This is a genomic window from Pannus brasiliensis CCIBt3594, assembly GCF_036688125.1.
GTDB classification, from domain to species: Bacteria; Cyanobacteriota; Cyanobacteriia; order Cyanobacteriales; family Microcystaceae; genus Pannus; species Pannus brasiliensis.
In genome coordinates this window covers 20,581-39,975 of sequence record NZ_JBAFSM010000011.1, presented here as the reverse complement: position 1 = coordinate 39,975, position 19,395 = coordinate 20,581, and the positions used below count along the sequence as shown (strand labels likewise).

General features: G+C 52.6%; 19 protein-coding genes. 8 read left to right on the top strand and 11 right to left on the bottom strand.

Annotated features, from left to right (window positions below; translation table 11 throughout):
• The first annotated feature begins 87 nt into the window (after positions 1-87).
• Positions 88-1,515 (top strand): glycogen synthase GlgA, encoded by a 1,428-nt coding sequence (gene glgA, locus V0288_RS07225; RefSeq protein WP_332864383.1) that lies wholly within the window; start codon positions 88-90, stop codon positions 1,513-1,515.
• Here glgA and V0288_RS07220 read toward each other — a convergent pair.
• The gene (locus V0288_RS07220; RefSeq protein ID WP_332864382.1) at positions 1,437-1,640 is read right to left on the bottom strand and encodes a hypothetical protein; all 204 of its coding nucleotides are present in this window, start codon (positions 1,638-1,640) and stop codon (positions 1,437-1,439) included. The two genes, glgA and V0288_RS07220, sit on opposite strands and share 79 nt — an antisense overlap.
• Between V0288_RS07220 and V0288_RS07215 the strand changes: the two genes are divergently transcribed.
• Positions 1,632-2,582, top strand: coding sequence for an ABC transporter ATP-binding protein (locus V0288_RS07215; RefSeq protein ID WP_332864381.1), 951 nt, complete (start codon positions 1,632-1,634; stop codon positions 2,580-2,582). The two genes, V0288_RS07220 and V0288_RS07215, sit on opposite strands and share 9 nt — an antisense overlap.
• Here V0288_RS07215 and V0288_RS07210 read toward each other — a convergent pair.
• Together V0288_RS07210 and V0288_RS07205 are read right to left on the bottom strand one after the other, a co-directional pair.
• A complete protein-coding gene (locus tag V0288_RS07210; protein WP_332864380.1) occupies positions 2,579-3,295 on the bottom strand; it encodes a DNA-binding response regulator in 717 nt (238 codons plus the stop codon). The two genes, V0288_RS07215 and V0288_RS07210, sit on opposite strands and share 4 nt — an antisense overlap.
• 89 nt (positions 3,296-3,384) lie before the next feature.
• Positions 3,385-4,059 (bottom strand): class I SAM-dependent methyltransferase, encoded by a 675-nt coding sequence (locus V0288_RS07205; protein WP_332864379.1) that lies wholly within the window; start codon positions 4,057-4,059, stop codon positions 3,385-3,387.
• A gap of 182 nt (positions 4,060-4,241) precedes the next feature.
• Between V0288_RS07205 and V0288_RS07200 the strand changes: the two genes are divergently transcribed.
• On the top strand, positions 4,242-4,472 hold the full coding sequence (locus V0288_RS07200; RefSeq protein WP_332864378.1) for a type II toxin-antitoxin system HicB family antitoxin: 231 nt from the start codon (positions 4,242-4,244) through the stop codon (positions 4,470-4,472).
• Positions 4,473-4,956: 484 nt separating this feature from the next.
• Here V0288_RS07200 and V0288_RS07195 read toward each other — a convergent pair whose 3' ends face one another.
• Positions 4,957-6,360, bottom strand: a complete 1,404-nt coding sequence (locus V0288_RS07195; RefSeq protein WP_332864377.1) for a DnaJ domain-containing protein — start codon at positions 6,358-6,360, stop codon at positions 4,957-4,959.
• 146 nt (positions 6,361-6,506) lie between these two features.
• On the opposite strand from V0288_RS07195, the gene V0288_RS07190 reads away from it, so the two are divergent.
• Positions 6,507-7,271: a Ycf66 family protein gene (locus V0288_RS07190; RefSeq protein WP_332864376.1), complete on the top strand. Its 765-nt coding sequence runs from the start codon at positions 6,507-6,509 to the stop codon at positions 7,269-7,271.
• Here the strand turns inward: V0288_RS07190 and V0288_RS07185 are convergent.
• Together V0288_RS07185 and V0288_RS07180 are read right to left on the bottom strand one after the other, a co-directional pair.
• Positions 7,262-8,287: a leucine-rich repeat domain-containing protein gene (locus V0288_RS07185; protein WP_332864375.1), complete on the bottom strand. Its 1,026-nt coding sequence runs from the start codon at positions 8,285-8,287 to the stop codon at positions 7,262-7,264. The two genes, V0288_RS07190 and V0288_RS07185, sit on opposite strands and share 10 nt — an antisense overlap.
• A 230-nt stretch (positions 8,288-8,517) precedes the next feature.
• Complete coding sequence (locus tag V0288_RS07180; protein ID WP_332864374.1) at positions 8,518-9,744, bottom strand: class I SAM-dependent methyltransferase; 1,227 nt, start codon at positions 9,742-9,744, stop codon at positions 8,518-8,520.
• A 149-nt stretch (positions 9,745-9,893) separates the two neighbouring features.
• Here V0288_RS07180 and V0288_RS07175 point away from each other — a divergent pair, with 149 nt between their 5' ends.
• The 4 genes from V0288_RS07175 (at position 9,894) to V0288_RS07160 (ending at position 14,043) form a co-directional block, all read left to right on the top strand.
• On the top strand, positions 9,894-10,742 hold the full coding sequence (locus V0288_RS07175; RefSeq protein ID WP_332864373.1) for an MBL fold metallo-hydrolase: 849 nt from the start codon (positions 9,894-9,896) through the stop codon (positions 10,740-10,742).
• 440 nt (positions 10,743-11,182) lie between these two features.
• Positions 11,183-12,058 carry a hypothetical protein gene (locus tag V0288_RS07170; protein WP_332864372.1) on the top strand — a complete coding sequence of 292 codons (876 nt, stop codon included), beginning with the start codon at positions 11,183-11,185 and terminating at the stop codon, positions 12,056-12,058.
• A gap of 14 nt (positions 12,059-12,072) precedes the next feature.
• Positions 12,073-12,666, top strand: a complete 594-nt coding sequence (locus V0288_RS07165; protein ID WP_332864371.1) for a PqqD family peptide modification chaperone — start codon at positions 12,073-12,075, stop codon at positions 12,664-12,666.
• A gap of 162 nt (positions 12,667-12,828) precedes the next feature.
• Positions 12,829-14,043, top strand: a complete 1,215-nt coding sequence (locus V0288_RS07160) for a nucleotidyltransferase domain-containing protein (protein ID WP_332864370.1) — start codon at positions 12,829-12,831, stop codon at positions 14,041-14,043.
• On the opposite strand, the gene V0288_RS07155 is transcribed toward V0288_RS07160, so the two are convergent.
• From V0288_RS07155 to V0288_RS07135, 5 genes are all read right to left on the bottom strand, one after another.
• Positions 14,009-16,033: an SUMF1/EgtB/PvdO family nonheme iron enzyme gene (locus V0288_RS07155; RefSeq protein ID WP_332864369.1), complete on the bottom strand. Its 2,025-nt coding sequence runs from the start codon at positions 16,031-16,033 to the stop codon at positions 14,009-14,011. The two genes, V0288_RS07160 and V0288_RS07155, sit on opposite strands and share 35 nt — an antisense overlap.
• Entirely contained in the window at positions 16,026-16,400 is a 375-nt protein-coding gene (locus tag V0288_RS07150; RefSeq protein WP_332864368.1) for a Pepco domain-containing protein, read from the bottom strand. The genes V0288_RS07155 and V0288_RS07150 overlap by 8 nt, the downstream gene beginning before the upstream one ends.
• A gap of 147 nt (positions 16,401-16,547) precedes the next feature.
• Positions 16,548-17,744, bottom strand: coding sequence for a bacteriohopanetetrol glucosamine biosynthesis glycosyltransferase HpnI (gene hpnI / locus V0288_RS07145; protein WP_332864367.1), 1,197 nt, complete (start codon positions 17,742-17,744; stop codon positions 16,548-16,550).
• Between the two features lie 280 nt (positions 17,745-18,024).
• The gene (locus V0288_RS07140; RefSeq protein WP_332864366.1) at positions 18,025-18,468 is read right to left on the bottom strand and encodes a hypothetical protein; all 444 of its coding nucleotides are present in this window, start codon (positions 18,466-18,468) and stop codon (positions 18,025-18,027) included.
• 12 nt (positions 18,469-18,480) lie between these two features.
• Positions 18,481-19,248, bottom strand: coding sequence for a hypothetical protein (locus V0288_RS07135; RefSeq protein ID WP_332864365.1), 768 nt, complete (start codon positions 19,246-19,248; stop codon positions 18,481-18,483).
• Between the last annotated feature and the right edge of the window lie 147 nt (positions 19,249-19,395).

Sequence of the window (19,395 nt, the reverse complement as noted above, 5' to 3'; positions counted from 1 at the left end):
CAGAAAGAAGAAAATTTCGTTATCGGGCGATCGAGTCCCCTATAATCTCTACATTGCTTGTATCGATCGAACGAAAGCGGGGATTGTATGCGAATTCTATTTGTAGCGGCCGAGGCCGCGCCGATCGCCAAAGTGGGAGGGATGGGAGACGTGGTGGGCGCTTTACCGAAAGTATTGCGTCAACTCGGTCACGATGTCCGCATCTTTTTACCCTACTACGGCTTTCTCCCCGATAAAATGGACATCCCCAGCGAGCCGATCTGGTCTGGATTCGCCATGTTCCAAGACTTCCTCGTGTACGAAACCGTCCTGCCGGATACCGATATCCCCCTGTATCTGTTCGGACACCTCGCGTTTTCGGGACGGGATATCTACGGGGGAGAGGACGAAGCGTGGCGCTTTACCCTGTTCGCGAACGGCGCGGCGGAATTCGCTTGGAATTACTGGAAACCGCAGATCATTCACTGTCATGACTGGCATACGGGGATGATTCCCGTCTGGATGCACCAAGATCCCGATATTAGTACCGTTTTCACCATTCACAACCTCGCCTATCAGGGGCCGTGGCGCGGGTATCTGGAAAAGATTACCTGGTGTCCCTGGTATATGCAGGGCGATAATACCATGTCCGCGGCCGTGCAATACGCCGATAGAGTGACCACCGTTTCCCCCACCTACGCGCGGCAGATTCAAACCCCCACCTACGGCGAAAATCTAGAGGGATTACTCTCCTACATCTCCGGTAATCTCGTCGGTATCGTCAACGGCATCGATACGGACGTGTACAACCCCGCGACCGATTTTTATATCAAAGAACGGTTCACCCCGGATAATCTAGAGAAACGCATCGCCAATAAGATCTCCCTACAGGAAGAGGTCGGTTTACAGGTCAGTCGCAAAGCCTTCGTCATCGGGATGGTAACGCGGTTGGTGGAACAGAAGGGGATCGATCTGGTGATGCAGATCCTCGATCGATTTCTCTCCTACACCGACGCGCAGATCGTGATACTCGGTAAGGGCGATCGCTACTACGAGAGTCAACTGTGGCAGATGACCTCGCGTTTCCCCGGCAGGATGTCCCTCAACCTTCTCTATAACGATGCCCTTTCCCGTCGCATTTACGCGGGTTCCGACGCGTTTTTAATGCCCTCGCGCTTTGAACCCTGCGGGATCTCCCAATTAATGGCCATGCGTTACGGTTGCATCCCGATGGTACGCGAGACGGGGGGATTGATAGATACGGTATCTTTCCACGATCCCGTCAATGAAACGGGAACCGGTTTCACCTTCAACCGCTACGAACCTCTCGATCTCTTTACCTGTCTGATCCGGACGTGGGAGAGTTTCCGCTATAAATCGGACTGGCAGAAACTACAACAACGCGCCATGAAGCAGGATTTCAGTTGGTATCGATCGTCCCTAGAATACCTGAAAGTCTACAAGCAGATCACCGGCCAACCGGACGAGTTAACCCCGGACGAGAAGGATAAGTTAGCCGCTTTACAGGCCGCTTGATCGGGAGATGAGGGAGATGAGGGAGCTAGATTATAAATAGAGAAGAAGAAATATCTTGTCTGCCTCCTGACTCCTGACTCCTGACTCCTGACTCCTGACTCCTGCCTCCTCCTGTTATGACTCAAGAATTCGCCATCGCTACTAACGGACTCACGAAACAATTCGATCGCCATGTCGCGGTGAATCGGGTGGATTTACAGATCGAAGCGGGAGAGGTATACGGACTGATCGGGCCGAATGGCGCGGGGAAAACGACATTGATCCGGATGTTAGCGGCCGCGGAGGAACCGACGACGGGGGAAATTTACCTTCACGGGGAACGTCTTCTCCGCGATGATAGTAACCCGCGGTTGAAGCAATATCTCGGTTATTTGCCCGATAATTATCCCCTGTACGAAGATCTGACGGTATGGGATTATCTGGACTATTTCGCGCGGCTGTATTTTTTGCGGCAACCCCACCGTCGTCGTCGGATTCACGAGGTTTTAGAATTGGTGGGATTGACGAGTAAAACGCGCGCTTCGATCGCCACTCTATCGCGCGGGATGAAACAACGTCTCGGCCTCGCGCGGACGATCATCCACGAACCGATCGTACTGCTTCTCGACGAACCGGTGTCGGGACTCGATCCGATCGCGCGGATGCAATTCCGCGAGATTATTAAAGTCCTTCAGGCCGCGGGAATGACGATCCTCATCTCCTCCCACGTCCTCAGCGATCTCGCCGAACTCTGCACTTCCGTCGGCATCATGGAACTCGGTTTTCTCGTCGAAAGCGCGTCTCTAAGCGAACTGTACCAACGTTTATCGAGTCAATATATCCTCGTGCGATCACTGGGTGATCGAACCGAACTGGAAAACGCGTTAAAACAGTCCCTCCACGTCGAGGGATGGGAGATCCTGCCGGAAACCAATTGCCTACGGGTGAAATTCGCCGGTAACGAGGAGGATAGCGCGGAATTGCTAAAATCGCTCGTTCGATCGGGGATCGCCATCACCGAGTTCCACACCGTCCGCGAGGATCTCGAAAGTATTTTCCTGAAGATGGGACACCAACAGGCTTCTTAAACGGGAAGGATATAGCTAAAATTCCCCTCTCCCACGCTCTCTCGAAGTTTCCCGAGAATTTTCATCTGATTATCGTAAGGGCCGCAGATGAAACAGGGTTTCCCGTCGCGTCCGCATTCAATTTTCGGATCGCTTTCCTCCCGTTGTCCGAGATAGTCTTTCACTTTCTCGAAATCCCGCGCGGGTTGCAATCCCAACCCGGCCGCGTATTCTACCGCGCTATAAACGATCCCCCGCGCCTGTTCTAAGCCGATTTCCCGGAATTTCTGCTCGAAACCGGACGAACATTGTTCGATCATGAACTCGATTTCCAATCGATCGACCTTTCGCGGGCCGATCGTTTCTTTCACTCCCAGACACCAATAATCCACGAGAAAACTACAGAGAAGATAGCGACTTTTCTCCTTGCGGATCACGAAAATCTGCGCCATCCCCTCGGTTCCATCGTTCTCTAGCTTCTGTTTACGTTCCTGTCCGAACCATCCCTTTTTACCGGTATCCAATAACCGTATCGCCGCGTTCTCGTTGATCAGACAGCGTTCTAGGGGAGGTAATTCACCTTTTTCCGCGCTGGCGATCGCCGTTTCTTCCGCCGTTTTTTGGAGATATTCACTCACTTCAGCGGGACGTACCCCTAATTTCCGGGCGATCTGTTTCGGCGATAGGTTTAAGGCGCGTAGGCGTTTAATTTCTTCGATTTGTTCTGGATTCATCGGTTCACCGGCGATTCACTCTCTATTTTTTGATTGTATAGCGATCGACCGGCGAGAACGCGATCGATCTCCTCACCTCCCCCATCTCCCTACCCGCGGCGATATTCTAGGAAAAGCTGGGGAATCTCTCGCAGATCGAAGGGAATTCGCTCGATCTCCTGTAATCCTAACTCCGTGAAGCGCGAAAGTTCTCGATCGCATAGCGGCCACGGCGGCCCTTCCGGCGCGTTTTCGGACGGACGGAGATGGGTGATTACCAATAGGGTTCCCGCGGGGGCAACGGTACGCTCGATCGCCTCTATAGCCTCGTCCCGGACATCGAGGGGTAACGCTTGAACGGTTCGCGACTCGAAAACGAGGTCAAAAGCTTTTTCCCAAGATCGATCGAGATGGAAAAGATCCGCCACGAGATAGATGACGGGAGAATCGGGGAAGCGCTGACGACACCACTCGATCGCCGTCGGGGAAATATCGAACGCGGTCACTCGAAACCCTTTCCCGGCGAGGGTTTCCGCGTCGTCTCCCAGTCCGCAACCGATCACGAGCGCGGTTTTTCCCGTCCCGTCGATCGCTTTCCGCGTTAACCAGTCCGTTAACATCGGGTGCGCGGTTAATTTCGCCCAGGGAATTCGATCGCTATCCCCCGCGGCCCTCGCGTATACTTCCTCGAACCAGTCGGTATTCGAGCCTTTTTTCTGACTTTCTAAAGCTAACGCGGCCATCCGCCGCCGAGCTTCTTCGCGTTCTCGTTCTTGTTCGGTCATGGGGGATAATCTCGAAAAAATTTCCAATCAGAGGTAGCCGTTATACGGGAAGGGAACGGCCGCTTCGGAGTTCCGTCCCTTCCTACTCTAGAACAGAGGGCGCGAGGTTTTTATCTCGGTCGATAGACAAAACTTTCGGAACCGATACGATCGTATCATGTCAAAAAAAGATCGGCTGAAGAATGACCCTAGAAAACTATCATTTGGATAGACTGTCGATCGAGTTATCGCTAGACGAACAGGGAGATTGGTTAGCTCGTTTCCTCGAAATGCCGACGATTTCCGCTTTCGGGGACGATCCTCTACAGGCATTGGAAGAGTTAAAAATCGCGTGGGAGTTGGTCAAGGAAGATTATCGGGAGAAAGGACTAGAAATCCCGATTCTTAGCCATCAGAAAAGCTTCTCGACGTGAATCGCGCGGGGATCTCGCCGAACGATTCGCGATAAACTATCCCGATATTTGACCCGTGAGCGTGGCGGTTTGTCGATCTAATTTCGCGAGGGCATCTTGAAGTAAATCAACTTCTCTCGCTTCCAATCAAACCTCGCCACATTGGTCGCGCGCCCACCCCGGAATCGCGTCCCACGAGACTCGATAACCATCTCGATCGATCGACAAGGGAGCGCTCCCGCGTCGCGTTTCCGCTTGACAATACAGGCATTCCAGTCTTTCCTCGCTTATCTAGGATAAATACGGTCGGTTTAACCGATCCATAGGCTTGTTATCGGCTGTAGACTAGCTTCATTTGATAATCGCTCGACCGGACGACCAGTTAATCCGATCGCTCCCCCGGAGTTACGGCGAATTTTTCCGATCGAGCCGTCGCTCTCCTCCACTATAAATCATTCCGAGGATAGATGAATCGATCGCCGAAATCACCATTTTTACTCCCGATTCACGATCGCTCGTTTTTCCAGATCTTCACGGTTCGATCGCTACTGCCGCTCAGTAAAATCGTCCCGTCGGCGCTCATCGCCAGCGATAAAACCCTATCCGAATGCCCGTCAAGAGAACCGATTTCTTCCTTCGTTACCAACGACCAGAATTTAATCGTTGTATCCCAACTGCCGCTAATTAACGTCTGTCCGTCCGGGGTAAAAACGATCGAGGAAACCCGATCGAGATGACCGGTAAAATTCCAGATCTCCCGGCCAGTTTTAACGTGCCATAAACGTAACGATCGATCGACCCCCGCGGTCGCCAACAGTTGACTATCCGGACTGAAAGCGATCGAGACGATCCCGGCCTCCGTTTTCATCGATCGAACGATCTGTCCCGTCACCACCTCGCGAATTCTCAAGCGCGGTTCCAGTCCGGCCGCGACAAAATATTTCCCGTCGGAACTGATAGCGATCGAGGCGATCGCGGTCGCGTACCCGGTTAAAACCCGCGGCTCGCAACGACCGTTTAACGCCCAAATTCTAACGGTTCGATCGGAACCGCCGCTAATTAACCGAGCGCCGTCGGGAGTCAAGGCTAGAGCGAACACTTTCCCCGCGTGTCCCGTGTTTTTCGCGCCGAGCGCTTCCGTTTGCCGCGCTTTTAGATGCCAGACGCGGATCGTTCCATCGACGTGACCGCTGAACACGCGTTCCCCGCGCGCGTCCACGGTCAAACAACGTACCGGAAAGGAATCGCGTAACGTCGCGCCGGTACGATCGAGCAGGAGATCCTGTAGTTGGATGGTGTAATTGTGGCTACTGTAGGCGAGTAAATCGCCGGGGCGATCGATCGCCAAACTCGCGATCGGTTGGAAATAGCGGATCGTCCTCTGATAGACGATTCCCGGCACGCGGGATTCGGGGGTCGGTTCCTCCGGGTTCGGCCGGTATCCCGAGCGTTTTTTCAGGGATTCCGCTTTCTGGAAATCCGCGCGGGCCCGGTTTTCCGAGCCGAGTTGGGAATAGGCGAAACCCCGATAGCGATAGGCCTCGATATATTCGGGATCGAACTCGATCGCCAGGGAAAACGAGCCGATCGCCGCCCGGTATTTCCCCCGATCGATGTAACCCTCGCCCTGATGATAGAATACGAACGCGTAAGCCCGTCGATCGAGCGGTTCCGGTTCCCCGGCCTCTTCCCCCTCGCCGACACCGCTCTCTAAAAAGTTCTTCAAGAACTCGTAAGCGGCGGTAATCTCTTTAAACCTCTCCTCGGCTTCTTCCTGTAACTGTCGGTCGCCGGGAAATCGATCGGGATGCCATTGTTTGGCGAGGGAGCGATAGGCTCGTTTAATCTCGTCTGCGGAAGCGTTCGATCGAAGTCCGAGAACCTCGTAATAGTGGTGCGGGGGACTCATGAAGACCAAAGGAACTATCTCGCCCTAGAATTCCCGAAATCGACCTTAAAAGTAACAAGCTTTCCCCATCCCGTCCGGAAATAGTCCGCGCGATCGAGACAAGATACCGCACAATTGAAGATGGATACGTCAAAGGAGAACCGTAAATGCTGGCCGATATCCTAGCACTCGTCGTGGGGCTAAGTAGTCTCTACCTTCTCTCCACCGCCTTTAACGCCGTCGAGCGGCATCGCGAAGATGATTTCCTCTGGGGCGCGGTGGGACTCTTTTACGCCCTGGTGCTGTGGTTGACCGCCGATCGAGTGACCGGCGCGCTCCTACTGGGTCAGGTCGCCGCGTCGGCCCTCATCCTCGCGTTCGGTTGGCAAACTCTTCAACTCCGGCAAGCCCTTCTCTACCCGGACAAACCCGTTCTTCTCTTCTCCGTGGTCGATTGGCTGGGAACCCGTCTCGGCAAAGTCGCCCCCCTCAAACCGGCGAAAACCCCGGTGACGAAAGCGCCGGAACCGTCGATCGGGAAAGTGACCGAAAAGGTGCCGGAAACCGTTCCCCCCGTCGCGGAAACCGGGGAACCGACGCTCGATAAAGTCCCGGAAACGCCGATCTCCGCTGATTTTGACGAAGATTTTCGGGAATTCGACGAGGAGTTGGAATTCGACGAAGAGCTAGAGTTCGAGGGCAACGAGACCGAAACTTGGGAGAGAGAGATTACCCGCGACGACGATCTTACCGAACCGATGCTCCGACCCGTCCCCCCGATCGAGGAAATCGAACCCGCTCCCCCCGAAGGGTCAGTGGCTAGTTTGACCGAAATTACCGCGATCTTGGAAGAGGACTCCCCGGCCCCCGAAAATTCTTCCGAAACGGAGATTCCCCCCGCTCCCGCCGATCATCCCCCCGATCAAAGCTGACACACCGAGGGACGCAAAGGACAAACCGGACTCGCCAGCGGATTGCCGGCCACTCCCAATTTATTCAAATTAATCAAAGACTTTAACGGGGCGATATCGGTGATTTGATTGCCGGATAAGCCTAATTCGAGCAGATTCGTCAGGCTGGCAAGGGAACTAACATCGGTGAGACGATTATTTTCGAGATACAGGCCGGTAAGCAGGGTGAGTTCGGTTAGCGGGCTAAGATCGGCGATCCGGTTGCCCGAAAGGATCAGTAACTCCAGATTGCGTACCTCCCGGATCGGGGCGATATCGGCGATCTGATTATCGAGGGCGATCAGGATGTTGAGGCCGACCAAGGACGCGAGGGGAGAGAGATCGCGAACCCGATTGCGCGATAGGGAGAGACCGGATAAACCGTGGAGCGAAGAGAGCGGGGTTAGATCGGCGATCTGATTTTCATCGAGTAACAGTTTCGTCAGTCGGGCTAGACGCGCCAACGGTCGCAGGTCACTCACCCGATTTTGGGCTAGATACAGTCGATCGAGCTTTTCCAAGGACGATAGCGGCCCGAGATCGCTCACTCCATTGTTCCATAGCCAGAGAACGCGTAGGTTTTTCAAGGAAGCCAGGGGAGCGAGATCCCGCGCGAGATTGTTGGAGAGATCCAGTTCATCGAGACGCGTTAAATTCGAGAGCGGGGATAGATCCTCGATCTGATTATCCGCGAGAACTAACTTTTTCAGATGGGTTAGGCTCGATAGGGGGGAGAGATCGGTTAGATCTTTGCCGCCGAGCATCAGCGTGGTCGTGGTCGCCAATTGACGGGCCGCGGAGGCGCATCGCTTCGTTCGGGTCACTTCTAGAACGGCCTCGATCGTCTGTCGCGTCGCGGGCGATAATCGCTCCCGTTGATAGCACCGGTTGGCGAAAGCGTCGGTCGCGTTCAGGTGCAGGAAACCGATGAACTCGGCGAGGAGAAAGGCGAGAAATCCTAGAAAAAATAATCGAACCGGCCATCGAACTCGGTGCATACGACCTCCACGCGAAAATCACGGTTTGTTAGGGAAGAGGAGTCAGGAGGCGGGAGGTGGGAGGGAAGGGTGTAAGAAGTAGAGAGGTAGCGTTTTCTCGCCCTTTTTTGTGAGAAACAAAGTTTCTGTTTTTTGAGACAGATCGACCCCATCTCCCTATCCCCCCATCTTCCTATCTTCCTATCTCTCCATCCCGCCATTTCGCCATTTCCCTCACCTCCCCGCTCCTTTTATTTGAAGCCGCGGGCGATCAGGTCAAATCCCGATCGAGTGACTTGAACCCGATCGAATCCCGCCTCTTGTAACTTCGCGGTGAGACTGGAGGCGGTAAAACCGGTCTTATGCGCCATGTAAGGGATACCCGGAATATCGGTGGCCATGCCGTAAAACACCAATAACGAGCGTATCGGCCCGGCGGGAGAGATATACAGGGTTTCCTCGATATCTCCTCGCGCGACCCGTTCCGCGACGGTCTGCAGATCGGGAACGATCATCAGGATAGAACCATCGGGCTTGAGGGCGCGTTTAAATTCCGCCAGGGCGCTCGGTACCTCGTAGTTATAGACGTGTTCTAGGTTGTGGGAGGAAAAGATCGCGTCTACCGAGTTATCGGGAACCGCGCTCAGATCGGTGATCGTGCCGAGAATATCGGGTCGAACGGCCGGATTAATATCGAGGCGGATTTCCTGCCAGTTGCCGTCGCGAAAATGCGCGGGTAAAGCGTCGGGGTTGTAGGGACCGCAACCGACGTTCAGGACGAGTTTTTTCGGCGATCGCAACACCAGATCCCCGGACGGCGCGTTCCACGCGAGAAGACAGAGATCTTTTAATCCGAGAATCCCGTGTACGGCCAATTGTCGATCGAGCAGTACCGTCGCGTGCGCTTCGGTGGCGAGGAAATCGTCGATCGCCTGTTGAATGGCGGGACGATCGCATTTGCCGATAGCGATCAGCGCGCGCTCGGCCAGATAGTCCCTCGCGTGGAGTAGGGCGATCAACAGCGATCGATAGTCTTCGGGCCCGTCGTAGAAATAAACGCCGATTTTCTCTTCCGTTTCTAACTCCCGTAAATCGGCGAAAAAATCCTCCGTTTTCCGATCGCTTAGAAAAATACGGTCTTCTAGTCCGAATTCCTCGATATCTCCCGCGACCACCGCCAATCGATCGCCGGACGGGTCGTATTGGAAAAACGCCTCGACCCCGTAGCCGAATCGATCGGGCCGGTCAACCAACGCGCTCACCAGCGCCCCGCGGCGGAAACAGCCGATCTGACAGTACACCTCTCCGGATTCCAGACACTCGACCGCGAGGTTCAGCGCCGGGAACAGCGAGCGATCGCCGGTGGATTCGGTTTTCTCGGCGACGAAAGAGAGCGTGTCCGAAAGCGGGGTCATAAAGGGGGAACCCCAATCCCGATACTCGCCGGGTAACTTCTCGAAAAATTTCTGTAAATCCATGCTCGACGCTCGTGAACATCCCGCCACATCCTTTATAATCGATCGGCCGGCGGTTGTCGAATCCCGCTTATCCTTGCCGATTCTCGATCGGGGAAGGTTACTCCGGCCGTAAACTACTTAAGGACTGCCAAGCTCGAAACGCGCGCGATATGTTACACCACCGATTCCAGATCAAATTTTGGGGGGTCCGCGGGAGTATTCCCTGTCCGGGTTCGGAAACCGTTCGGTACGGGGGTAATACCTCGTGCGTGGAGATGCACGTAGGGACGGAACGGTTGATCTTTGACGGGGGGACGGGACTGCGGATGTTGGGAGAGTCCCTACTGAACGAGAACCCCGTCACGGCGCGGCTCTTATTCACCCATTCCCACTGGGATCATATCCAGGGTTTTCCTTTTTTCACGCCCGCTTTTATCAAGGGGAATTGCTTCAAGATTTACGCCGTCCCCTCGCCGAACGGGGCCACCATGAAGCAGAGACTTCACGATCAGATGCTCCATCCCAATTTTCCGGTTCCCTTACAGATCATGCAGGCGAATTTGGAATTTTTTGACCTAGAAGCCGGGGAAACCTTAGATTTCGGGGATATCACGATCGAGACGCGCCGATTAAACCATCCGGGGGAAGCGGTGGGTTATCGCGTCAACTGGCGCGGTCTCTCGGCGGCCTACATCACCGATACGGAACATTTCCCGGATAGCCTCGACCAGAACGTTCTCTGGTTGGCGCGGTCGGCGGACGTGATGGTGATCGATGCCACCTATACCGACGAGGAATACAACGACCCGAAACAGTCGCGCGTCGGCTGGGGACACTCTACCTGGCAGGAAGCGGTCAAAATCGCCAAGGCCGCGCGGGTGAAACAGTTGGTTCTCTTCCATCACGATCCGTCCCACGATGACGATTTTCTCGATCGCGTCGGCGAGGAAGCCACCCTCGCTTTCCCCCGTACCATTCTCGCTCGCGAGGGACTCTCGATCGAGCTAGTGCCGAGTTAACGGTTCGATTCTCTACGAGCGAGTGCGGCAATATAAACTCAACTCGAAACGCATATTTTCAGAAATATTTCCTGAAAACAGAACGTTTTTACGTTGTGATACGTTTTCGATCTCTCTTTTCTACTCCCGGTTCCTGACTCCTGTTCTCGATCGAAGGGAGAGTAGGAGCGAAGCGAACTTCCTCGCTCCCGGCTCCCGTCCCCGCGAGAGATTTTTGATTTCCGCTAGAGATCTAATGGATACGCGTGGTGTTCTTTTTTTTCTACCACTCAAGATAGATTGTTCGGGAAATATTTCCCGATTTGTCCAAAGCTTGCTATAGTGAATGAAACTCATCGGGAAAGTGAATTCGCCTACTTCTTAAAACTTCTCTGATAGAGATAAAAACCTGAGAAATTTTTTCTTAGAAAAATAAAATTAACAACCTTTAATTTCCGCCAATGGAAACTTTATTCGCGCCGAGATCGAACCGTTCGATCGAGAGGGAAAAAGACCCAGAACTATTCGGCCGCTCTCTCCTGGAGGGGGGATTCGCTTTTCAAAGCTACGGCGCGCGGGTCGGTATTCGAGCGGATCGTGTTGACGTTTTGCGGCGCGCTCTCGATTATCTCCCGCCGGGAATACAGGAGTTAACATCGCCCGAGTTCGATGAATTATACTCGTTTTCATGTCCGAGCGATCACCGGCAAAACTATCGGCTTTTTTGTCGTGATATAGAAATAGCTAGAACGGGATCTTTAGCGGAACTTCTCGATATTTTCGATACCGACTTACGGATTAAAATCGGGCTATTATCCCCGGAGTATTTATTCGTTCACGCGGGAGCGATCGGCTGGAAAGGTAGAGCGATCGTCATTCCGGGGCGGAGTTTCAGCGGGAAAACCACGCTAGTAACGGCATTGGTCAAAGCGGGCGCGATCTATTATTCGGATGAATACGCCGTGTTTGACCGTCAGGGACTCGTTCATCCTTACGCTAGGGAATTGTCCATCCGAAAAGGAGAAAACGAACGGGTAAAATGTTCGGTTGAAAAATTGGGAGGTGAATCGGGGGTTGAACCCTTGCCGGTCGGTTTAGTAGTTCACACGAAATACGGGGCCGGTCATTCGTGGAACTCGCGGGAGATCTCGCCGGGACAAGCGGTACTCGCCCTTCTAGAAAATACCATCGCCGCTCGAACCCGATCGAGTTTCGCCCTATCCACTCTCGCGAGATCGGTCTCCCGAGCGAGAGCGATCGAGGGAGAACGGGGAGAAGCCGAAGAGGGAGCTGCGGCAATTCTCCAGCAGATCGAAAACATTTTTGACCTTGAATAAGGAGTGTGAAAACGATGAAACCTATCGCGCGGAAAGAAGAACTTTTCCTGCAAGAAATGGGAGAAGAACTCCTCGTATACGATCGAGAACGGTCTACTTCCCACTGTCTCAATCCGATCGCCGCGAGAGTCTGGCAAACCTGTGACGGTCAACACACGATCCCGGAAATCGCCGAAAAACTCGGACAAGATCGACCGGATCTATCCCTAGGACCGATCGAGATCCAGGATCTCGTCCGGCAGGTTTTAGACGAGTTAGAAAGCCGTCATTTACTATTAGAATATCAATCTCCCGACCGTAATACCGCGCGGATTTCCCGACGGAAAGCCTTGAAAAATACGGTTTTAGTCGGTGGTTTCGCGCTCGGCGCCCTATCCCCTAGCATTCGATCGATCGTCGCCCCCACCCCGGCGATGGCGAGTTCTGCCCCCCCACCGCATTCCCCCCAAGGCGGAGAGGCGAGCAAACCGTGGCAAGACCATCCGCGGTTCCTGGAAGCTGACGCGGAAATTCGTGATAGCGTCGAGGAAGCTCGCGCGAGAATCAAGGAAGCCCAGGAGGAAGCCCAAAAACGTATCGAGGAAGCCCGATCTAGACTCTATCGGTAAAAAAGCGCGAATACCGCTCTCGATCGCTTGAATCGCCGGCCGGTTGACGCGGGGGCGAGGCTTTTCCCTCCCGCTCGCCGGCCTCCCCGCAATCGGGATCACCATTTCGATCGCCATGATGAAACGATTTCTTTCGCTCTGTTCTACGGGGGGTCAGTTCGCGTGAGCCGCCCCGAGATCGAACTATTATTAAATTGCGCCAGAACGACGATCGACGCGGGAACGGAAGAACGAATCCGGCGATCGATCCGGGAAAATATCGACTGGATTTACCTCCTACAAACGGCCGCCCGTCACGGAATTCTTCCCCTTCTCTCTCACAGCTTACAGGCTACCTGTCCGGAATCCGTTCCCGAACCCCTGCGGATTCAATTGAGCGATCATTTCCAGAATACCGTTGCGCGTAACTCGTTCCTGACGAAAGAACTCTTAAAAATCCTGAAATTGTTCGAGAGTCACGGAATGCTCGCCATTCCCTTCAAAGGGCCGGTTCTAGCGACCTCCGTTTACGGGAATCTCGCCCTACGGCAGTTCGGCGATCTAGATCTATTAGTGAATCCACGCGACATTCTCACCGCGAAAAAACTCCTCCTCTCGCGCGGCTACCACCAGCAACAGGACATCGGTTGGGAGTGTCATTTCGTCGATCGAGAGGGTAGGATCAACGTGGATCTTCACCGCGCGATCGTACCGGATCATTTTAATCTGCGACTGGAGTTCGATCGATCCCGTCTCGTGCCTTTATTCATCGAGGACGCGCGGGTGTGGACTATCCCCCCGGAAGAATTACTCTTACTTCTCGCGGTGCAGTTGGGAAAAGATTGTTGTCATTGGAAAGTCCGTCTGATTCAGTTGTGCGATAGTGCCGAACTGATCCGCGCCTATCCTAAACTAGATTGGGCGCGAGTACGGGATAGGGCGATCGAATCCGGCTGTGAACGAATGTTATCGCTAAATCTTTCCCTAATTCACCAATTATTCGGAACCTCCCTGCCGGAAACAGTTCTCGAAACCATAAAAGCCGACCCCGCTATCGAATCCCTCGCCCATCACATCCATTCGCGACTCTGGCAAGAACCCGACGAATTACCCGATGAACCGAGTTTATGGTCTTTTTTCTGGTCGTACAATCACCGATTTTACTGGCAAATGAGAGAGCGACCGCGAGACCGATGGATATACTGCCTCCACTGGCTGAAAGTATGCACCCGCGCCGCGTTTTTGCCCAACGAGGTCGATGATCGACGATTCCGCTTCCCGAAGACCCTCTCCTTCCTCTCCTATCCCCTACACCTCGCCCGATTACTCCTCAAACACGGCCGCCGAATCCCCCGCGCTCTCCTCACCAACCTCCTCCCCGAAAAACCCGTAAAATAACCCCAATAACCCCCGATCCACCCGTAGGGTGGGTTACGCTACGCGACACCCGAAAACCGCAATTGTAGTTGCGATCGGCGGGCGATATATCGTAGCGGACGGCGGAGCGGCAATCCGAGGGAAGATTGAGCCACGAACCGCCCCGAAGTATTTTAGTGTTTTGAGAACAATTATCATTATCAATCCATGCCTTCCCATCATCGGGCGCGCCTTGATAATTTTCGTGGTAGTCATCCTCGCACCATTCCCAGACATTCCCGTGCGTATCGTGCAATCCGAACGCATTCGGGGGGAATTTGCCGACCTCCGTGGTTTCTGCTCGATAAACTCCTATCAGTTCCTCCGCGTAGGTATAATTCGCACCGTAATTCGCTAAATCTCCCGTTATCGTTTCCCCGAAGTGGAAAGGGGGGGTAGTTCCCGCGCGACAGGCGTACTCCCAGCGCGCCTCGCTCGGTAATCGATAGTCTTTTCCCGTCTTTTTCGAGAGCCTTTTACAAAATTCTTCCGCTTCTAGCCAAGTAACGCTTTCTACCGGTCTTTTCTCTCCCTTAAACCTCGTCGGGCTTGATTCCAGATCTATCCCTATTTTCGGTAAAGCGGCCACGGCGCGCCATTGCGCTTGGGTGATGGGATATTTGCTCATGTAGAAAGGTTCTAGCGTTACTGGGTGTCTCGGTTTTTCCCGACTAAAATGGTTCCAGCGAAATTTTTTCACCAGTCGCTTGATTTCCTCGTATTCCGTCCCCATCCAGAAGGTTCCACCGGGAATATACACCATCTCTAACGCGACGTTATTTCCCAAATCCTCGACAAAATAGCGGGCTGACTTCTCTTCTCGCTGAATCACCCCGCCTTTCGAGTTAACCGTCACCACCTCGAAAGAAAAGGTTTTTAGCGCACTAATCTCCGTTTCTTCTAGTGGCGGGGTAACGGGTGGTGCGGGTGGCGGTTGTATTTCCAGAATTCGAGGAAAAGTGCCTGTTTCGCCCTTATCCTTTCCCGCGCTAACCCCTGTATCTCGCGGTAGATTTCCTTCCCGTCCTCCCCTTGTCGGGGTAACGGTTGGCGCGGGTTGTTGTTGTACCCGCGGGAGTCTAGATAAAGCTTCGATCGCGTCCTCATCCGTTCCCGCGGACGCTAGATTTACCCGTATCCATAGCCGTCGCGCCTCGTCCTGTTTTCCCTGACTTTCGGCGCGCCACGCTTGCATTTTTAACTCGGCTAAATCCTGCGGATTCGGTCGAATGTAGTGGGGTAAGAGGATAAAATGGATTTTATGGGCGGGTTCCGCGCTCGCGTAGGGCGATTGTAACGGTTTTCCGTGATCCGTGTTAATTCTCGGAACGCGACGACCGAGATAATGATCCAATCTCGCGACCGTGGCACAATTGCCCTCGATGGGATTTTCCAGCGCCTCTAAGAGCGCGTGAGTGAACGAACCCCGTTTTAATTTCTCGATTTCCCACGCTTTCTCTCTCGGACGACAGGAATAAAAGGTAATCACTCCCTGATGCGTTTCCTCGCCGATTCCTAAACCGTCGCGGCTTCCCTCGTCGCGACAGGCATCGAGAAACAACATCACGTTATCCGACTCCCAGCGCCGCAATCTCTCGATGATGTAACCGACGGAAAGCGCGGTAGCTCCCACATCTTCCGGATCGCTATCCGATAACATGAGATAATCCCGATTCTCGTGGCGAATTCCGTGACCGGCAAAAAAGAACCAGAGATTATCGCCCGCTTTTAGCTTTGCTTCCTCGAATAACGCCCGAAAAAAGCGTCTCAGGTTGCCGTAGGTGGGGCGCGTGTCGATATTATTCGGTCGGGCGGAAATCGGCTCGGAATCGTCGGTAAACAGGAAAATACGCTCGAATCCCGCTCGCTCACAGAAATCCCGTATCGCCCCCGCGTCGGCCTTGGCGTATTGCAGATCCTGTAAGTTACTGTAGGAGTTAATGCCGATAACGATCGCCCAATTCCTAGCCATCTTTCCGCTTGAATTTAAAGGTCATCGCCCCTTTTCCGCCCATTTTCCCGCCGGTTCCGAATAGGCTTACCTGTCCCTCGCCGTTAATCTCCACCGATAACTCTACCTCTTCCAATCGCATTTTCGCGTTCGGTGGATCGGCCTCGTCGAGCATTTCCCGCATCGCTTGCAAAAATCCCTTCATTTCCGCTTTCAGTTTAGCGACTTCTACCGGTTTGCGGTTCGTTCCGACAATTTCTAGCCTTTCCTCTTCAAAATCGAAATAACTCGCTCCTTTACTCCCGCCACCTCGCGATCCCGTCGCGGTTTCGATAGCGGTTTCCTCGCTGGTAATAATCCAGATGCGATCGGGCGTAGATTCCGGCATAATTCATCGTCGGGTGCGGTTTCTTGTATTGTAGGCGATCCGCACGAACTCGATGAATTCGCCACGCGTGACTAGGAGGCAGGAGGCAGAAGGCAGGAGGCAGGAGGTGGGTTTTTGTCGGGAAGTTTGTAACCCGTCGCTTTCCCATCACGATTTCACGAGATTCTCTACCGGTACGAGTTTCCCGTCTCTGGTGATTTTCAGCCGTCGATTCGACCATTCCACCGTATCGCCGATAAAACAGTAACACCACAGCGCGAAGCTGAAAATATCGCGCGCCGGCACGAGCCAGAGCCACTTTTTCACGGTAGCATCGTCGAGAATCGCCACTCCCACCAACCAAGCCATCAGTAAGCGACTCGTCCAAACCAATCCCAACAGAGTCCAGCCGAGCATCGATCCCCGACTGGCGATGAGAAATAATAGACTGGTAACGGTTCCGTGGGTGAAAATCAAGCCGATATAGCCCCAGATCCGCGAAACCCTGACGCAGAGAGTCCAACGCGTTTGACGTTGCCAGGAGGCGAAAAAACTACTCGATCCGAGGACGTGTTCGACGATATAGGTAGAGAGAACCACGCGATAGCCGGCGCGCGCGGGTAAATAGCCTAATTGAAAGTCATCGGCTAGATAATCGGCGATCGATTCAAACCCACCGATCTCTTCTAAAACGGATTTTCGGATGACAATCGTCTGTCCCATCGCGAATTTAATCCCTTCCAGATAGGTGCTGACGATAACACCGGGATGAAAATCGGTCGCGGTTCCGATCGCTTCCCAAGTAGTGACGAAACCGCTTGTCAGGGAACGATACATACAGGTAACGACCGCGACCGCGGGATCGCGTAACGGTTGGACGACGCGTGTTAGATAGTCGCTTCCCACCCGCACATCGCTATCGGCTAACACTAAAATCTCGTGTTCGGTCGCGGGGAAAGCGTTGGCTAGATTGCAGACTTTGCGATTCGTGCCGACAACGTTGGGGTCGATGACTAAGCGCGTCCGGACATCGGGAAAATCTTCCATCAGTTGCTTGACGATCGATACACTGGGATCTTGGTAATCCCGGACAGCGAAAACGATCTGATAGGTGGGGTAATCCTGCTGGCAAAAAGAAGCGAGATTTTTATATAACTGCACCCCTTCACCGCAGAGGGGTTTGAGGATACTGACGGGGGGATGGAAATCGGGATCGATCGCTATCGAGCGCGACCGGAATCGGAGCGCGGCGACGATCGCGTAGCCATAATACACCAGCGACGCGAGAGAGAGGACGAGAAATAGCCAGTACGGGAAATCCCCGATGGAGATCCCCGCGAGCGCGGAGAGGTAGAATGGCGACATATTGTATTCTCTGGAGTGTTTCGGTGTTTCCCCTCGCGAAAAACCGAGCGATAGGGCAGATAGGCGGATAGGATCGGGGATCGAGCGCGATTTCTGTCGGAATTCGGGAATGTAGCACCGCGGGAAGCGATCGATCCCGCTCTCGATACATTGTGCCGGATTGTCCGGCCAACAGCGCCCCGGTTTTATCGATCGGTATTCCCCGTCCGCGTCCGGATAATGAAGAGCCTTGCCGATTCTCGCGACGGGAGCGATTAACGAGAGCGAGTAAGTTTTTCGCCTATAAATTTTCCCATAACTCCGCTTCCGCGAATCTTCTCAAATGCCGAAGATTCGTTGTTGCGATAATCACTTTTCTACCGGGGTTCTCTTCCTGTAGCCTTTGCCATTGAGCGCATAGAATGATATCGAAATTAATATCTCGTTCGGGGGCTACTTGTATTCCTTCAGTGATAGATTTTACCCATAACTCGCAAGCGATTTCAATATCTCTATCTACAATCGGTATAAAATCGATCAACTCTTCCAAATCCGCTAATTTATTAATTCCTTTCGATTGAATCTTCAATAAGCTTCTTTTTACCTCATACTTACAAACTTGTGAAGTTATTAGACTCCCCCATTTGATTTTATTAAAGAGCCACTGTTCAAGCCTAGCATTGATTTCTGATTCATTGGGATTGGATAAAGCCCCTAAAACTCCCGAATCTAGTAAAATTATCATCGTCTCTACAATTTATTCATTTGTATAAAGTTTCCAGCCTTTCGGTCGAAAACTATCCATGAGTTGATAAAAATCGTCTTGCAGATCTTGATCGCCTCGGGTTTCCTGCCGTTCTTGATTTTTTCTGGACTCTACACGTTGCTTGAGTTTTTGCAAAGCTTTTTCTCTCGCTTGCATTTTTCGAGTAACTTCAGATTGTTCTCGAATCCATTGCGATAACTGGAATCCTGACAATACAGTTCTTCTAATCGCTACTTGTTCATTATGGAATTGTTCTTCTTCTGGATATCTATCTATCTCCAGTAGAATTTTTTGAAAAATAATTTCAATAAAAGTTACTAACTCATTCCTTTGGTTGAGCGGAATTATATTTTGAATCTGTTTGATTCTCGCTAAAACACCTTCTAAACGATCGACACAGTTATAGAGTACCGACCAATAAATCTCTGGCGTTGCTTTCGCGTTTTCCAAATCCTCTAACGATTGTACTCCATAATAAAAATCTCGTAACATTAATAGAGCTAACAGCAGTAAAATGATAGTGGGATTGTTCTCGAAATTGGGAATCGATCGAACGATCGAGTCAACTTCTTTTTGTAAATCTTCAAAAATTGCTATAATAGTATCCAGTTCTCTCGTATCTTGAACTTTATCTAACGCGTTTCTAATTTTTTGTTCGATAAGTTCTTTTTTATCGATAGAAAACGGCATTGATTCTAAAAACGACCAATACTGTCTTATTTCCTCTTTATTTATCTGCTCCGCGATCTCTTGAATCATCGTTTTTCTCCTAGAAATCACTAGATTAAGGCTCAGAAATTGCATCGCCCGATCGAACCGAACAAAATTCTTTCCCCGCTCGGTACGGCTCTTTCCCAAAACCCAATCCCCATAAGGGGACTCGATCGACACCCTCAGTATATCATG

Excerpts from the sequence above, each read along its gene's own strand:
- glgA (WP_332864383.1), top strand. The coding sequence starts at position 88 with ATGCGAATTCTATTTGTAGCGGCCGAGGCCGCGCCGATCGCCAAAGTG.
- V0288_RS07215 (WP_332864381.1), top strand. The coding sequence starts at position 1,632 with ATGACTCAAGAATTCGCCATCGCTACTAACGGACTCACGAAACAATTC.
- V0288_RS07210 (WP_332864380.1), bottom strand. The coding sequence starts at position 3,295 with ATGAATCCAGAACAAATCGAAGAAATTAAACGCCTACGCGCCTTAAAC.
- V0288_RS07205 (WP_332864379.1), bottom strand. The coding sequence starts at position 4,059 with ATGACCGAACAAGAACGAGAACGCGAAGAAGCTCGGCGGCGGATGGCC.
- V0288_RS07200 (WP_332864378.1), top strand. The coding sequence starts at position 4,242 with ATGACCCTAGAAAACTATCATTTGGATAGACTGTCGATCGAGTTATCG.
- V0288_RS07195 (WP_332864377.1), bottom strand. The coding sequence starts at position 6,360 with ATGAGTCCCCCGCACCACTATTACGAGGTTCTCGGACTTCGATCGAAC.
- V0288_RS07190 (WP_332864376.1), top strand. The coding sequence starts at position 6,507 with ATGCTGGCCGATATCCTAGCACTCGTCGTGGGGCTAAGTAGTCTCTAC.
- V0288_RS07185 (WP_332864375.1), bottom strand. The coding sequence starts at position 8,287 with ATGCACCGAGTTCGATGGCCGGTTCGATTATTTTTTCTAGGATTTCTC.
- V0288_RS07180 (WP_332864374.1), bottom strand. The coding sequence starts at position 9,744 with ATGGATTTACAGAAATTTTTCGAGAAGTTACCCGGCGAGTATCGGGAT.
- V0288_RS07175 (WP_332864373.1), top strand. The coding sequence starts at position 9,894 with ATGTTACACCACCGATTCCAGATCAAATTTTGGGGGGTCCGCGGGAGT.
- V0288_RS07170 (WP_332864372.1), top strand. The coding sequence starts at position 11,183 with ATGGAAACTTTATTCGCGCCGAGATCGAACCGTTCGATCGAGAGGGAA.
- V0288_RS07165 (WP_332864371.1), top strand. The coding sequence starts at position 12,073 with ATGAAACCTATCGCGCGGAAAGAAGAACTTTTCCTGCAAGAAATGGGA.
- V0288_RS07155 (WP_332864369.1), bottom strand. The coding sequence starts at position 16,033 with ATGGCTAGGAATTGGGCGATCGTTATCGGCATTAACTCCTACAGTAAC.
- V0288_RS07150 (WP_332864368.1), bottom strand. The coding sequence starts at position 16,400 with ATGCCGGAATCTACGCCCGATCGCATCTGGATTATTACCAGCGAGGAA.
- hpnI (WP_332864367.1), bottom strand. The coding sequence starts at position 17,744 with ATGTCGCCATTCTACCTCTCCGCGCTCGCGGGGATCTCCATCGGGGAT.
- V0288_RS07140 (WP_332864366.1), bottom strand. The coding sequence starts at position 18,468 with ATGATAATTTTACTAGATTCGGGAGTTTTAGGGGCTTTATCCAATCCC.
- V0288_RS07135 (WP_332864365.1), bottom strand. The coding sequence starts at position 19,248 with ATGATTCAAGAGATCGCGGAGCAGATAAATAAAGAGGAAATAAGACAG.